General features: G+C 65.8%; 12 protein-coding genes, 1 tRNA gene and 1 pseudogene. 7 read left to right on the top strand and 7 right to left on the bottom strand.

Annotated elements, in window-relative coordinates; genetic code table 11:
• The coding region (locus K940_RS0112640; RefSeq protein ID WP_028477000.1) for a helix-turn-helix domain-containing protein at window positions 1-242 on the bottom strand (242 nt) is incomplete at its 3' end.
• 675 nt (window positions 243-917) lie between these two features.
• Between K940_RS0112640 and K940_RS30750 the strand changes: the two genes are divergently transcribed.
• The 3 genes and pseudogenes from K940_RS30750 to K940_RS32985 form a co-directional block, all read left to right on the top strand.
• Window positions 918-3,311 carry a tetratricopeptide repeat protein gene (locus K940_RS30750; RefSeq protein ID WP_155980830.1) on the top strand — a complete coding sequence of 798 codons (2,394 nt, stop codon included), beginning with the start codon at window positions 918-920 and terminating at the stop codon, window positions 3,309-3,311.
• A gap of 644 nt (window positions 3,312-3,955) precedes the next feature.
• Window positions 3,956-4,627 carry a hypothetical protein gene (locus tag K940_RS0112625; protein ID WP_028477856.1) on the top strand — a complete coding sequence of 224 codons (672 nt, stop codon included), beginning with the start codon at window positions 3,956-3,958 and terminating at the stop codon, window positions 4,625-4,627.
• Between the two features lie 581 nt (window positions 4,628-5,208).
• A pseudogene (locus tag K940_RS32985) lies at window positions 5,209-5,604 on the top strand (recombinase family protein); the annotation flags it as partial.
• Between the two features lie 502 nt (window positions 5,605-6,106).
• On the opposite strand, the gene K940_RS0112605 reads toward K940_RS32985, so the two are convergent.
• Window positions 6,107-6,191, bottom strand: a tRNA-Leu gene (locus K940_RS0112605).
• A 170-nt stretch (window positions 6,192-6,361) separates the two neighbouring features.
• On the opposite strand from K940_RS0112605, the gene K940_RS0112595 reads away from it, so the two are divergent.
• Complete coding sequence (locus K940_RS0112595) at window positions 6,362-7,723, top strand: M20/M25/M40 family metallo-hydrolase (RefSeq protein ID WP_028477852.1); 1,362 nt, start codon at window positions 6,362-6,364, stop codon at window positions 7,721-7,723.
• Between the two features lie 22 nt (window positions 7,724-7,745).
• Window positions 7,746-8,276 (top strand): YbhB/YbcL family Raf kinase inhibitor-like protein, encoded by a 531-nt coding sequence (locus K940_RS0112590; protein WP_028477851.1) that lies wholly within the window; start codon window positions 7,746-7,748, stop codon window positions 8,274-8,276.
• 20 nt (window positions 8,277-8,296) lie between these two features.
• Here the strand turns inward: K940_RS0112590 and K940_RS0112585 are convergent, their stop codons facing one another.
• From K940_RS0112585 to K940_RS0112565, 5 genes are all read right to left on the bottom strand, one after another.
• Entirely contained in the window at window positions 8,297-10,129 is a 1,833-nt protein-coding gene (locus K940_RS0112585) for a long-chain fatty acid--CoA ligase (RefSeq protein ID WP_028477850.1), read from the bottom strand.
• A 294-nt stretch (window positions 10,130-10,423) separates the two neighbouring features.
• Window positions 10,424-11,539: a glycoside hydrolase family 26 protein gene (locus K940_RS0112580; RefSeq protein WP_196812180.1), complete on the bottom strand. Its 1,116-nt coding sequence runs from the start codon at window positions 11,537-11,539 to the stop codon at window positions 10,424-10,426.
• Between the two features lie 150 nt (window positions 11,540-11,689).
• The gene (locus K940_RS0112575; protein ID WP_028477848.1) at window positions 11,690-12,766 is read right to left on the bottom strand and encodes a quinone-dependent dihydroorotate dehydrogenase; all 1,077 of its coding nucleotides are present in this window, start codon (window positions 12,764-12,766) and stop codon (window positions 11,690-11,692) included.
• Between the two features lie 4 nt (window positions 12,767-12,770).
• Window positions 12,771-13,064, bottom strand: coding sequence for a DUF5703 family protein (locus K940_RS0112570; protein ID WP_231390352.1), 294 nt, complete (start codon window positions 13,062-13,064; stop codon window positions 12,771-12,773).
• Window positions 13,064-14,077, bottom strand: coding sequence for a hypothetical protein (locus tag K940_RS0112565; protein WP_028477846.1), 1,014 nt, complete (start codon window positions 14,075-14,077; stop codon window positions 13,064-13,066). Before K940_RS0112565 ends, K940_RS0112570 begins: the two co-directional genes overlap by 1 nt.
• 154 nt (window positions 14,078-14,231) lie before the next feature.
• Between K940_RS0112565 and K940_RS0112560 the strand changes: the two genes are divergently transcribed.
• Window positions 14,232-14,582, top strand: a complete 351-nt coding sequence (locus tag K940_RS0112560; protein ID WP_028477845.1) for a hypothetical protein — start codon at window positions 14,232-14,234, stop codon at window positions 14,580-14,582.
• A gap of 21 nt (window positions 14,583-14,603) precedes the next feature.
• A complete protein-coding gene (locus K940_RS0112555) occupies window positions 14,604-15,149 on the top strand; it encodes a hypothetical protein (RefSeq protein ID WP_028477844.1) in 546 nt (181 codons plus the stop codon).
• Window positions 15,150-15,165 lie beyond the last annotated feature (16 nt).

Genomic DNA, 15,165 nt, shown 5'->3' with positions numbered 1-15,165 from the left:
CGCCGCTCGAGGAACCGCTTACGCCACTTACCCACCGTCGGAAGCGAAACACGCTCCCGCGCCGCGACATCCGTATTCGACAACCCCTCCGCACACGCCAGCACGATCCTCGACCGCTGCGCCAACGCCTGCGCCGACTTCCGCCGACGCACCCACCCGGTGAGCACCTTCCGCTCCTCCTCGGTCAACACCAACGGCTGTCTCGGACGTCCACGCTCGGCCACAACCACAAGCATCGTCATCCCGGGATCCAGCCGCACGCCGACACGCCGCCTATACAGAAAATAGATAATAAATTCCTGGCGCGGCACACTAGGCGGTGGGCACGGAAGTGTTGGTGTCCGTGGCGGCCCCGGCAGGCGATGGCAGGGTACGGTACCGGTCGTACCAGTCCGTCAGATGATCGGTCTGGCCATGGAGGTAGCCGCATGCAGCGTTTGCGGCGACGTGTAGCAGGTCGCCCGCGAGCTGAATGGTTGCACTTCAGCCTTCGGGGTCCGTCCGGTAGTTCATCCTCAGGTATCCGCGCGCATCTACGGGCTCGACTGCCATTGTCAACGTGGTGACATTAGGGTGAGAGCTCAGCGAGAGCGTGTCATAGAGACTTGCCCACGCGGCAACGATCGAGTAACGGGAAAGCCGACCGTTAAACGACACCGCAGCGGCCGGCGCCGCGAGGGCTGAGCATGGACAAGTCGCGCGGCGCCGCCGAAAATGTTACGGCACAGTCATGATCGGCATCTTGCCTCTGCTACAGATCCGACCTGAACTCCGGCTAGGGTTGTGGCGTAAGCGGATCCGGCGGTTCAGGTCTGGGTTCTGGCACGATACTCTTCGCCGGGAACGTCGGCGATACAACGCTGACAACACCTAAATTGCCGGTTAAGGACGGACTTCGCGTACGGGGAGGGTTGGCGGTGGGTATACCACTACCTGAGCAGCGCAAACTGTTTCAACGGTCCGGCAACATGTGCGCCTTCCCCGGCTGCAGCGTGTCCCTGACAGCCGAAGCTACACCAGTGGATCCGCTGGTGGTGCTCGGTGAGATCGCGCATATCGTCGCCGCCAGTGTCCGGGGACCACGAGGTGACTCGCCGTTGACCCGCGCCGACCGTGACCGCTACGAAAACCTGATCCTGTTGTGCAATCAACACCATCAGCTTATCGATTCCCAACCTAACCGCTGGAGTGTGGACGAACTTCACAACATCAAAGCCGCGCACGAGAACTGGGTGGCCCATCGCCTCGGTAGTGTCGACGGTCCGGCCGAAGCGCAGTACCCGGATCGGTTGCCAATACCCGACAACCTACTACCGAGCACGGACGAACACTCTGCCGTCGCTCTGATCACCAACTGCGACAGTATGGTTCAATCAGAACAGTCGAAGTCTTTGCCGGCACCCGGGATCGAGACCATGGTGGAGACACTCGCCGACCGCGGGTTGCCCATTGTCGCGTCATTGGATCCCTACAGCCTCGGTGCCACGCCATCCCGGTTCGGCAACCACGGAGACTATGGTCTCCGCGATCCCTACGTGCCGAGGACCTTCAACGCCGTCGACGCCCGCGTGGCCCATGCGCTGCACGATCCGCGTATAGTGATCGTGACCGGGCCTTCGAAAGCCGGGAAGACCCGGACCGCATTCGAGGCCATCCGCACTGGGTGCCCCACTGCGGCCCTGGTCGCGCCCGCTCCGAGCATGCTCCACATCCTCGTGTGGCACTCGCGGATCTCGGCAACTAGCGATCCGATAGTAGTCTGGCTCGATGATTTGGACCGGTTCTTGACCCATACCAATGCACTCACCCCGGTCCTGCTTGCACGACTGTTCGCACGCAACGGCCCGACGACGGTGATAGCGACCTTACGCTCGGAGGCCCGTGATCGTCTACGTGGCAACCTCGGCGAATTCCATCGCAACACGCGTCTTGTGCTGGAACGGGCCGTGGTGATAGACCTCGCCGCAACCAGCGACGATCCCGCAGAACAAGACGCCGCGGCGCAGATCTATCCCGATCACGACTTCAGCGTATACGGGCTCGGTGAGCTCCTCGCCGGAGCCCCGGAGATGCTGGCACGGTATGACGATTCCCGCCATACCGATCCGCTGCAGCACGCGGTGATCGACACCGTGATCGACTGGGCCCGCGTAGGCCGCAGAGACCCGATCCCCCAGCCGATGTTGATCGATCTTGCTGCTCAGGCAATCCGTTCGACACGGCCTGATATCGAGTTCACCCATGAGTGCGTGCACCGTGCGCTTGTCGCGGCGCGCAAGCCACCTACCGGCGCCGGCCGGGTCGCTGCACTGATTTCCAGCCACATTGACGACCGTACGCGAGGATACCGGCCCTTCGATTATCTACTGGCTGCCGCCGACGGCCAGGGACGTGCTCCACGACATATTCCGGATACGTTCTGGCAGAAGGTGATTGCGCAGACGGCAAACGAAGTCCTGCTCACGATCGGATTCACTGCCCTGGAGCGGAAAAACTGGCAGGTGGCCTTCCCGATCATCGTGCAGGCCGCTTCGGATGGTGAACCGGAAGCGATGTACGCGTGGGGCGTACTGCTACTGCTCGGAAACCAACTCGACCTCGCCGAGTCGTGGCTGCGTGAGAGCATCACCGCCTGCACCACTCACGCCAGGGCGATGTTTCACCTCGGGGTTGTTCATGATCGACGTGGTAACCGGCCAGAGGCCGAGAGCTGGTACCGAAATGCGGCCGAACTCGGACATGCGGAGGCGATGTGCCGGTTAGCGATTCGCCTCGACGGGCGCCGCCAGAACACCGAGGCCGAAGCCTGGTATCTCAAGGCAGCGCGGGCAGGCGATTCGGTCGCCATGTTCAACCTCGGGGCGCGCTGCCTGCAGCGCGGTGAAACTTCTGCCGCCGACGCGTGGTTCCTTGAGGCCGCGGAGGCCGGTCAGCCGCGCGCGATGTCCAACGTCGCTATCACACTGGAGAAACGCGGCGACATCATCGAGGCCGAGCGCTGGTACCAAAAGGCCGTCGCCGCAGACGATCTCCCCGCTATGAACAACCTTGCTGTGATCCTCGAACGCCGCGGCGAACTCGACACTGCCGAAATCCTGCTCCGTCGAGCATCCGACGCTGGCCATCCCTCTGCCATGATGAACCTCGCCCAGTTACTGGCTGGCCGTGGTGAACTGGCCGAATCAGAAACACCGGAGCTGGCGCGCACCAACATCGAGCTCGCTCGCGAGGCGGGCATCGATCTCGACGCGAGGATCCCCACGATCCAGTTGCGCGCGTTGTCGATCACCTCAGCGAAGGACACCCGATGACCCTCGATACCAACACCATCGCCGACTCCGCGATCCCTCGGCTCCCTCCGGCACCGCGCGCCACACCGTCGCGCACACCGACGTCTTCGTCTTCCTCCAGCCCGCCCATGGCTGACCCCACACGCCCCTCGCCCCGCCCGAATCTCCCGACGACATCGCGCCGAAAGCGCAGGCGCGAGCAGTGGCGCGCGGTCGCGCCGACGCTCTCGCCACCGTGTTCGGGGCCTGCACCGGTCACAACTACTACCGCGGGCGATCTTGGCGGTCGGGAACGCCAGGTCGGCGAGGTGGTCGGTGGTCAGGACCCGGTGCTCGTACACCATGCGCAGGATCCAGCGGTCGCGCCCGGTCAGCGCACGCACCACCGAACTCTTCTCCAGGCTGGTGGTAGGTGACCAGGCCGGGCCGGGGCACGGGCATCGGCTTGCCGGTCGGGACGGGAAATCATCAGTACGGGAGCCTTTCTCAAGTCGGCGGGCGCGGCGGTGATGGTGGTGCCGCTGACGGGTGCGGCGATGATGTGCTGGAGGTAGAGCAGATCGGCGGCCTGCGACCCTGTTCCTGACCATTGCCGGTGCCCGCTATCACCGTAAACACCTGCGCCAGGCGCAGGCTTCGATTCGACAGCTGGTGCTGCGACGCCGGTGTCCGAGGATCCTCGCGGCGCGGTGACCGCCTCGGCCTCGACCGAGGAGTTGAAGACGATCGGGACCCTGCTGGTGCTGGACGCGACCTGGCGGCGCGTGTCGAGCCCGGCCGATCGGCGGCCCCGGATGATCACCGTGGACGAGGCGTGGCTGCTCATGCGCCAACCCGCCGCCGCCGAATTCCTGTTCCGGGCCGCGAAAAGTTTCCGCAAACACTGGGCCGGACTCACCATCGCCACCCAGGACAGCGCCGATGTTCTGTCCACCGAACTCGGGCGCGCGATCGTCTCCAACGCCGCCACCCAGATCCTGCTGCGCCAAGCCCCGCAAGCCATCAACGAAGTCGCCGCCGCGTTCCGCCTCTCCGAAGGCGAACAACAATTCCTGCTCTCCGCGGCGCGCGGCAGCGGCCTACTCGCAGTCGGGGGCACCGACCGAGCAGTGTTCGCGTCACTGGCCTCACCCACCGAGAACACGCTCATCACCACCGACCCCTGCGAACTCGCCACCACCGGCGACACCGACATCCACCTCGACCGGGTGCCGCCACCGGCCCCACTCACCGAACCCGACCCCGGCCAGACCGCCACGGCAATCGTAAGTCTCGGCGATGACGACTTCGACGCCGAGGGAGGCGACGAGGCAATTCTCGACAGGCGGGTGGCATGAGACCGGCTCCACACCATCCACCGCAGGAGAGCGCGTGCGGGGCGGCCCGTCGCGCATCCGACCCGGCACCGGACACCGATCACCGACCACGCCGCCCCGAACACGCGCCTACGGCCCGATGACGGTGCGATCGGGCCACCGGGCGCCACAACACCGAAAGCCGTTGCGCTACAGCGTGACACGAGTCACCAGTAAACATTCCCCAGCAACACCCGCACGCTGGCCCCGGCAATCGGGGGTCGGCTTGACGACGGCCGGTGTGGGGAGCGTTCATGGACCCGCACTATCGAAAACCGAACTGTCGGACAGAACATGACAACCCTGCAACCGTCTCGAAGGACCAGCATGGATTACCCTCCAGCACAGCCACATTCGAACAGTGTACGAGACACGACTGAGACCAGCACTGCGGAACCGCCTGCCGAAAGGCAACTCAGGATCGCGGTACCCGCCAACGCACCCACGCTGTCGCCGTCCGCCGCTGCGCGGCTGCTGCGTCCCATTCGAAATGTTGCCCTCGAGTCCGACCGGTTCGCCGATCCGGAAACCGAATACGACGAGTATGGGAGCCGAGCAGCCTGATGAAGCGTTTTGCATTCCTAGGACGAGTGTCCACCGAAGATCAGCAGGACCCCGAGACATCACTCAACTGGCAAATCGCCCGAGCCCGGGCGTTGACCGAACGCCACGGCGAAATAGTCATCGAGTTCTTCGATGTGGGGCAGGCGCGTTCGATTCCCTGGAAACGCCGCCCCCGAGCCGCCGAACTGCTCGAGTTGCTCAAACAGCCCGACCGGGGATTCGACGCGGTCGTGATCGGGGAACCGCAACGCGCCTTCTACGGCAACCAGTTCTCCCTGACCTTCCCGATATTCACGCACTACGGCGTCGAACTGTGGGTGCCCGATGTCGGTGGTCCGATCGATCCCGAATCTGAAGCACACGACCTGATCATGTCCGTGTTCGGCGGTATGTCCAAAGGCAAGCGGAGCCGGATCAAGATCCGAGTCCGAGCGGCGATGGCCGCCCAAGCGCAGGTCGAGGGCCGCTATCTAGTCGAACACACACTCACCCAACTCGAAGCCGCCCAACCCGACGCGATGGCGACACCGAACCTGCTGCAACGCTCGATCACCGAATGTGACCGCAAACTCGCCAAACACCGCGCCGCCCTGGAAGCCGGGGCCGACCCCGCAATGATCGCCGCGTGGAGCAGCGACGTCTACCGCGAACGAGCCGCCCTCATCGCTCAACTCACCGCCGCCACACATCACACCCGCCCACCCCAACGCATGAGCCGTGATGGAATCCGTCAACTGGTCGACGCCCTGGGCGGGCTGTTGGCGATCCTGCGCGTCGCGGACCCCGGCGACAAACTCGAGGTGTATCGGGAACTCGGACTCAAACTGAACTACAACCACGAAACCGAGGAAGTCACGGCGTACGCCAACCCGCAACCGCAGGTTGGCGTACTGTCTGTGTCCGGAGGGGGACTTGAACCCCCACGCCCGATAAAGGGCACTAGCACCTCAAGCTAGCGCGTCTGCCATTCCGCCACCCGGACCGGTGTGCCCAGCAAGGTTATCGGATCGGTCCGTGGTGACCAAATCGCGCACCGGTCCGGTGATCGGGTGCTGCCCGGAGTGGTGATCGCCGGCGCGGTGGTGCGGGCGGGTCGACCGCGCGGCGGCGGGATGCCGGGGAACTCACTGCGGAGGTGGTAGGAAAGGGAACGTGTCCGCAACTGGTGAACAAGTCGACCCCAACAGAAGCTCGCGTGCGGTGTCGGAAGTGGTGGAGTTGGTCAGCACGCTGATCCGCTTCGACACCTCCAATACCGGCGACCCGGCCACGACCCAAGGAGAGAGTGAGTGTGCGCACTGGGTGGCCGACCAACTCCATGAGGCGGGTTTCGTCACCGAGTACGTGGAGTCGGGCATACCCGGCCGCGGCAATGTCTTCGCCCGGCTGGCCGGCGCCGATCCCGATCGCGGGGCCTTGATGATCCACGGACATTTGGATGTCGTTCCGGCTGAGGCTGCCGATTGGAGTGTGCACCCGTTTTCCGGCGCCGTGCGCGAGGGCTACGTGTGGGGGCGCGGCGCGGTCGATATGAAGGGCATGGTGGGGATGATGCTGGCGGTGGCTCGCCAGTTCAAGCTCGAGGGCACGGTGCCGCCGCGTGACCTGGTGTTCGCCTTCATCGCCGACGAGGAGGCCGGCGGCACCTGGGGGTCGCATTGGCTGGTGGACAACCGCCCGGAGCTGTTCGACGGCGTCACCGAGGCGGTGGGGGAGGTCGGGGGATTTTCCTTGACCGTGCCGCGGCGTGACGGCAGCGAACGTCGACTGTATCTGGTGCAGACGGCCGAGAAGAACCTCAGCTGGATGCGGCTGCGCGCCAAGGCCCGCGCTGGGCATGGCTCGTTCCTGCACGAAGAGAATGCGGTCACGTTGCTCGCCGATGCGGTCGCGCGGCTGGGCAAACACACCTTTCCGCTGGTGCTGTCGGATTCGGTGGCGGAGTTCCTGGCCGCGGTCGCCGAGGAGACCGGCCTGCAGTTCGACCCGACCCAGCCCGATATCGAAGGCCAATTGGCGAAACTGGGCACCATTTCACGCATCGTCGGGGCGACACTGCGCGACACCGCGAACCCGACCATGCTGAAAGCGGGGTACAAGGCCAATGTGATCCCGCAGACCGCGGAGGCGGTGGTGGACTGCCGGGTGCTGCCCGGGCGGCAGGAGGCATTCGAACGTGAAGTGGACGAACTGATCGGCCCCGATGTCGAGCGCGAATGGATCGTCAAGCACGACTCCTATGCCACGACGTTCGACGGGGACCTGGTCGAGGCGATGAACACCGCCGTGCTGGCGCATGATCCGCAGGCGCGCACCGTGCCGTTCATGTTGTCGGGTGGCACGGACGCCAAAGCCTTCGCCCGGTTGGGTATTCGCTGCTTCGGGTTCGCGCCGCTGCAGCTGCCCGCGGAGTTGGATTTCTCGGCCCTGTTCCACGGTGTCGATGAACGCGTGCCGGTGGCGAGCCTCGAATTCGGCACGCGGGTCCTGGAACACTTCCTGTTGCACAGCTGAACCGACCCGGAAAAGAGGTTTCATGACCGACAACCCCTACGACGCGCTTCCGCAGGTGCCGTCGTTCACCCTCACCTCCACCGACCTCACTCATGGTGAGCCGCTGAGCAGCGCTCAGGTCAGCGGTGTACTCGGCGCGGGCGGCAAGGACATTTCACCGCAGCTGACCTGGTCGGGTTTTCCTGCGCAGACCAAGAGCTTCGCGGTCACGGTGTTCGACCCCGACGCCCCCACCGCGTCGGGGTTCTGGCACTGGGTGGTGGCCGATATCCCGGCGAGTGTGACCTCGCTGCCCAGCGGGGCGGGCAGCGGCGACAGTGGCGACCTTCCGGCCGGGGCGATCACGCTACGTAACGACGCCGGGGCCCACCGCTACCTCGGCGCCGCCCCGCCTCCCGGTCACGGCCCGCACCGCTACTTCGTCGTGGTGCACGCGGTGGACGTGGAGAGCGTGGGAGTCGACGACACCGCCACGCCGGCGTATCTGGGGTTCACTCTGTTCTCTCATGCGCTGGCCCGGGCCACCCTGATCGGCACCTATCAGCGGACGTAGGCGCCGGACAGGGCGGCGACCTAGGTGATGCTGACCACCTGATCGGAGATGTCCTCGGCGTACAACGCCTCGATTTCGGCCTGGTATTTGGCGGCGATCGGCACGCGCTTGAGCGACATCTTCGGGGTCAATTCGTCTCCGCCCGGCTCCCACGTCGTGCCGAGGATGGTGAACCGTTTGATCTGCTCGGCTCGCGACAGGCGGGCATTGCCCGCCTGCACCGCGGCGCGCACCTCCTCGACGATTCCGGGGTGGGTGGCCAGGGTGGCGATGTCTTCGGCGGTGGCGTCGAGCTGTTTGGCGCGCACGGCCACGACGTCGGGATCGAGCGCGATGAGCGCGGCAATGTAGGGTTTGGCGTCGCCGATGGCAACTGCTTGACCGATCAGCGACGAGGAGGCGGTCATCGCGTTCTCGATGTTGCTGGGGGCGATGTTCTTGCCGGACTCGGTGATGATCAGCTCTTTCTTGCGGTCGACGATCCGCAGATAGCCGTCGGCGTCGAGGGTGCCGACATCCCCGGTGTGCAGCCAGCCCTCGGCGTCGATCGCTTCGGCGGTCTTGTCGGGCATGTTGCGGTAGCCGCGGGTGATGATGGACCCGCGCACCAGCACCTCGCCGTCATCGGCGAGCCGCAGTTCCACGCCGTCCACCGCGCGCCCGACCGAGCCGGGGCGCGGCTTGTCCAGTTCGGTGAAGGTGCACATGCCACTGGTCTCCGACATTCCCCATACTTCGCTCACGGTGAACCCGAGGCCGAGGAAATATTCGAGGGTGTCCGGCGGGATCGGCGCTGCGCCCGATGAGGCGACCTTCAACTGATCCAAGCCGAGTGCCTCACGCAACTTCGACAGCACCAGCGTCTCGGCGATCTTGTGTTGCGTGGCCAGGAGGGGACTGCGGCCCTTGCCGGTGAGATCCGCGCGCGCGGCGTCGACACCGATGCCGATGGCCCAGTGGGCCAGCGCCCGTTTGACCGGGCTCGGCTCGGTGGCGAGTTTGGCTTCTATTCCGGCTTTGATCTTCTGCCACACTCGCGGCACGCCGAAGAAGGCGGTCGGACGCGCGTCGGGCAGCGCGGCCGCGATTTCGCGCGGGTCGGCCACGGTGGTGATCTGGACGCCGGTGAGCAGATTGCTCACATGGCCGGTGACGCGGTCGGCGACATGCGCCGACGGCAGGTAGGACACCGCACGGTCGTCCAAGCCCACCTGTAGTGGGCCGTTGACCAGCGCGATGATCTGGGCGAGCAGGTTGCGGTGGGTCAGCTCCACCCCTTTGGAGGGTCCGGTGGTGCCGGAGGTGTAGATCAAGGTGGCCAAGTCGTCGGGCTCGACGGCGCGCCAGGCGGCATCGAAATCGAAGTCGGTCGCCGGTGCTGCCTCGACCTGTTCGAGGGTCACCGCACCGTCAGTGGGACCGTCGACCACGATGAGATGGTCGATCGAGACGCCAGCGGCGGTGATGCGGTCGAGAAAGACCTTCTCGGTGACGACGACCTTGTTGCCGGCGTTGGTGAACAGGTGGGTGATCTGTTCGGAAGAGCTGGTGTTGTAGATCGAGAACGGGGTGGCGCCCATATGCAGTGCGGCGGTGTCGACCACGTTGAATTCGGGGCGATTGGTGAGCATGATGCCGACGGTGTCGCCACGCTCGACGCCGAGGGCGGCCAGACCGGCCGCGACCGCGCGGACACGACGGTCGTATTCGCGCCAGGTGAGCTCCTGGGTGCCACCCGCGGTGCGCAGTGCGATCTGATGGGGTCGCAGTCGCGCGGTTTCTTGGAAGGCCGCGGGCACCGTGTAGACCGTCTTGCCCGATTCGTGCGCGTATCCGATATCCATTTTTGTCATTACCGTTCCGATATCTCTGGCGTGGCCCCGAGCGCCGGTGTTCACCAGCGCTCGCTCCGAGACTCCTACCCCGCCAGGATGCGGTGACAAGCTTCTCGGTATGTCATGAGTGAGGCACGCCACGTATGTGGCGTGCCTCACCCATGGTATCCAGAGGGGACCGGTGTGGTGGCCGGTATGCACGCAACCGCTACCTACCGTGGGTAGCACTGGGCGGCGTGTGGTCCGGCACTGCGCAAGCCCGTCACCGTAGTCGATCGGCCCGAGTCGGCCGTCGTGGTGGTATGTGCCACCTCAGCCGATCTGCCCCTGATGCAAGACGTTCGCGTTGTTGTACACACTCTTGGTGTACGTGGCCGAATTGTAGTAATAGCGGATATCTCTGCCACTGATCTTCGAGGCTTCGGCCAGATTGTCATCGATGAACTCTGCCCAACACAGGAAGTACTTCCACACCGGTTGGTAGGGCAGGCTCAGGTGGGGGAGTTGGCCGACCTCGCCGAGAGCAATGACCTTGTTATGGGCGGAGGCGAACGTGGCCAGTGAGTCGTGCCAGTTCTGTTGCGGCTGGTTGCTGGACCAGACGTCGAGCACGATCACATCGACGATGTCGTCTCCGGGGTAGAGCGCCTGGTAGTTTGGGTCGACCGGGGCGCCGGTACCGCTGTCTTGGATCGACCAGGCCCACACGATGTTGTCGAATCCGTGAGTGCCGACGAAGAAGTCATGGGTGTAGCGGTAGAGCTGCTTGCGGTATTCGCGCTGGTAATCGCTGGTGGTGGCCGCCTGGTTGTCGATGCCCCACCACGACCAGTTCTGGTTCATCTCGTGGAAGGGCCGAAAAAGCACGGGTATCCCTTCCTGCTGCAACACCTGGAAGAACGGGACGGCCTCGTTGAGCCGGGTGATGAAGTTGGCGTACAAGGGGGTGCGGTCTTGAGCGTCGAGCAGTCCGGTCCAGGTGGAGTCCAACCGCCAATACCCCGTGCCACCGCTGATGTCGACACTCTGGTCCGAACCGCTCCAGGTGGTCGAGCGGCTGCCGAACACGTTCGGTGGGGTCATATGCCAGCTCAACGTCACCAGTGAGCCGGCGTGGGCCTGCGCCACCGCCTGCTCGATCATCACACCTCGCCAGCTGTCTTCGGTGAACGGCGCGTCGTAGAGGAAGTCTCCGCCCCACAGGCCCGGCACGTACCCGGTCAACGCCGCGGCTTTGTCGGTCCAGGGGTTGTAGTAGCTCATATCGGCGCTGGGTATGTGTTGAGGATCCCACGGTCGGTAGGTGGCACTGGGTTCACGGTTGTGCTGTCCGGAAATGATGTGGCCTGCGGGCAGCGAATGCAGATAGCCGATCAGCCCGTCACGGGTGTTCGGCGGCGACGCGGAAGCACGAGTGGGTTCGGTCATGACCGCCATCATGCCGCGCGCAAGGCCCTGAACTGCGCAGACACGCATCAGATGGGGGACACAGGTCACTGTGCGGGCGAGGTCGACATCGGCTGGATCGGTCGATCGCCGCGAGCCGTGGGGACCGAGCACGACACCGGTCCGCGTGGATCAGGCGTGGGCAGTGTGCTCGGCGCCCACCGCCTCGCCGAGGCTGTGATATCCGTGGGCGCGTAACCGTCGGGCCAGGCCCCGATGAATCCGGCGTGCCCAGAACGGGCCGCCGTAGATGAATCCGGTATAGCCCTGCAACAATGTCGCGCCGGCGAGAATGCGTTCCCAGGCCTGATCGACGGTTTCGATGCCGCCGACCGAGATCAGCACCAGTTGATCACCGACGCGTCGATACAGTCGTCGCAGGATCTCGAGCGACCGATCGGCGACCGGCGGACCCGACAGGCCACCCGCCCCGATCGCGGCGATGGTGTCGGGGTCGGTGCGCAGACCCGCGCGCCGAATGGTGGTGTTGGTGGCCACGATGCCGGCCAAGCCCAACTCGAGCGCCAAGTCGGCGACCGCGTCGATGTCGTCGTCGGACAGGTCGGGCGCGATTTTCACCAATACCGGCACCCGCACGCTGTCGAGCACCGCTTGTAGCAGCGGACGCAACGATGCGACCGCCTGCAGGTCCCGCAGTCCGGGGGTGTTGGGGGAGCTGACATTGACCACGATGAACTCGGCCAGCGGACCCAGCACTGCCGCACTGGTGGCGTAGTCCGCGGCGGCGGCGTCCGGCTCGACGATCTTGGTTTTGCCGATGTTCGCTCCGATGGGGACCTCGCCGCGCCGACGACGCAATCGTTGCGCGGCCGCGGCGGCGCCGCGATTGTTGAAGCCCATCCGGTTGATCAGTGCGCGGTCGGCGGGCAGGCGAAACAATCGAGGCGCAGGATTTCCCGGCTGAGGGTGGGCGGTGACGGTGCCGATCTCGGCGAATCCGAACCCGAGCGCAGCCCAGGCGTCGACACCGTCGGCGTCCTTGTCGAATCCGGCCGCCAGACCCAGCGGCGCGGGGAAGGTCACCCCGAAGCGCTCGACGCGCAGCATGGGGTCGTCGGTCACCAACAGCGCGCGCAGCGCCCAGCGCAGTGGCGCGCGCCCGGCGGCGAACCGGATCGCGGCGAAGGCCATACGGTGGACACGTTCTGGCGCGACCAGAAACATCAGTCGCAGGAGCAGGGCGTACATCGGCTCACATTCCGGGTTCTGGCTGGGGTAGGAGAGATTTTCGGCGGCGCAGCAGCACTCGCCGGCTGCCGTCGGTGTAGGCGCGCACTCGCGACAGCTCCCAACCGCCGAATTCGGCTTGGATTGCCAGCCGCATGGACGCGCTCACCCGAGTGAGCTCCGGCGGCAGGCGCAGCGGCACGTATTCGTAGTCGTCGCCGGTGGTCTCCCAGCTCGCCGGCAGCGCGTGCCGGCGCTGCCGGGACGGCGCGGAGTCGGCGGATGCGGATTCCTCGGCCGGGTCCGGTGTTCGAGCCATCAGTGCCCTCCCTTTCGGTCGTCGGCACCGATTCGTTGCAGACCATCACCGGTGGCGGACCCTATGAACAAATCCCCGGTGCTGTGCTGGACGGTCACCGAATTCGGTTGCCGAACGGTGGCGTAGCGACCCACTTCTTTCGGTATACCAGTCGACAGATCGAATCCGACGACTTCGTTGCGTTGCGTGCACGTCACCCACACCGTGTCGGAGCGTCGATCGTAGGCGAGCGCATAAGGCGATGAGTTTACCGGGAAGCGCTGGCGCAAGACGAGCGGTGCGGAGGTGTAGACCAGCAGTTCACCGCCAGCGGTGTCGGTGACGACGAACCGACCTCGAGCGTCGCCGATCATCTTCACCGCGCCGTCTCCAGCTCGCAGCGCCAACCCCAGTCGACCTTTGTCCAGCTTGACCTCGAAGATCGCGGTCTGGTGCCGGTCGAGGACGGTGACCGTGCCGTCGATCTCGGCGAGCTCGTCGGCCGAGACCAACCCGGAGGCCGATGCGGTCACCGTGCCCGCGGCATCCACCAGCAGCACACGACCGTCGGCGGTGCCGACCAGCAGCCCTCCGGCGTCGTGCGCGCGCACCGATCGCACGTCGCCGTCGACGACCACCTCCTCGAGGTCGCCGGAGGCCAGATCCACCCGCACCACCCGGCCCGGCGCGGCCACGAGCATCTCGCCGGGGCGTCCCGGCGCCAGGGCGGTGGCGCGCGCGGGTAACGCCACCGTACGCACCGCGGGCGTGAGGGCCTCGGGGTCGACCACCGTGAGCACGGCGCCGTCCACGGTGGCCAGCAACCCGCTGGCCGGGTCGGATTCCAGTGCCATGATCGGATCGATGGCCAGCACGCGACCAGCCGGCGCGGTGGTCGCCTCCTGCGCGATTGCGGGCGTCGCCGGCTGTCTGGTCGGCAGATCCGGCTCACCGATGGGGGAGGAACATCCCATCAGCGTGGCCAGCACACCCAGTGCCGCGCATGTCGAGACCATCGAGCCGCGAGAGCGCATCCACCGAACTCCTTCTTGCGAAGCGACGTGCCTGACCACACCATCTGACCATGCCCGGGCATCGAACCGACCGACCGGGTGTCGGCTCCAGCACACTGTCGGTGATTGGGGTTACGGTGGTGTCCACGTACCGTCCGATACAGGGAGATCCGGAGTGAAAGCCGACCATCCGTCGGGGTTTGCCATCGATGACATCACCGTCGGCGCGCACGCGCACGGTTTCGGAACGACCGCCGAGGGCCACCCTTTCGCGTTCCGGACCGTCCGCGCGACACTGACGCTGGAGATCTACCGCCGCGGTCTGGACGACACCGTCCCGGGTCCGGACGATGTGCTGGCGGTCGCGCACGCCACGGTCACCGATATCGACCTCGACGACGAGCGCAGCCTCGCCGCTCTGGTGCACGACCTGGTCCCGCACGCAACCGCGACCGGCGCCGAGCGCGACAGCACGACCGTCCGAGCCCTGCTCGGCCGGATCGGATCTGTCATCGACGGAATCTAGGACATCGGCATCGAGAACGTGATGATCCACACCGCATTCACCCGGACCGTATGCGTCGCGGCGGGTCTGGCGCTCGCCGCGACGGTCGCAGCGTGCAGCGCCGGGCTGGACGAAGCCGCTGTCGAGGCCGCCCGCTCGTCGGCGAACGCGGCGTTGTCGTCGACGGTCGCCGCGCCCAACGCCACCGCCACCAGCGCCGCCCGCCCGCCACTGCCGACCGCCGCGGAACTGGACGCCCAGATCAAGCGGGCCCTGGATCCGGCGTTGCCCGACGACGAACGCACCGCCCTCATCGAGAACGGCGATGCATTCCGTGACGCCATTCCGGACATGTACCAAGCGATGCGGGACAACCCGCACGCCACCTACGGCGTGGTCGACCCGGTGTTCGACAACCGCGACGGCACACTCACCGCAACCATGCGGCTGGACAAGGACGGCACCGGCACGGCAGTGCGCACCACCATTGTCCATTTCGTCCGTCTGGACGACGCATGGAAGATCTCTCGCACCGACCTGTGTGGCATCCTGCGCTCGGCGAACTACCACACGCCGGCCTGCGGCTGAGCCGGACAACGACTCG

Source organism: Nocardia sp. CNY236 (assembly GCF_000482385.1).
GTDB lineage: Bacteria > Actinomycetota > Actinomycetes > Mycobacteriales > Mycobacteriaceae > Nocardia.
This window is presented reverse-complemented; position numbering and strand designations above follow the sequence as displayed.

Bases quoted from the DNA above. Each gene is read 5' to 3' on its own strand.
- K940_RS0112585 (WP_028477850.1), bottom strand. From the start codon at position 10,129: ATGACAAAAATGGATATCGGATACGCGCACGAATCGGGCAAGACGGTC.
- K940_RS0112555 (WP_028477844.1), top strand. From the start codon at position 14,604: ATGATCCACACCGCATTCACCCGGACCGTATGCGTCGCGGCGGGTCTG.
- K940_RS0112570 (WP_231390352.1), bottom strand. From the start codon at position 13,064: ATGGCTCGAACACCGGACCCGGCCGAGGAATCCGCATCCGCCGACTCC.
- K940_RS0112590 (WP_028477851.1), top strand. From the start codon at position 7,746: ATGACCGACAACCCCTACGACGCGCTTCCGCAGGTGCCGTCGTTCACC.
- K940_RS0112565 (WP_028477846.1), bottom strand. From the start codon at position 14,077: ATGCGCTCTCGCGGCTCGATGGTCTCGACATGCGCGGCACTGGGTGTG.
- K940_RS0112580 (WP_196812180.1), bottom strand. From the start codon at position 11,539: ATGACCGAACCCACTCGTGCTTCCGCGTCGCCGCCGAACACCCGTGAC.
- K940_RS0112575 (WP_028477848.1), bottom strand. From the start codon at position 12,766: ATGTACGCCCTGCTCCTGCGACTGATGTTTCTGGTCGCGCCAGAACGT.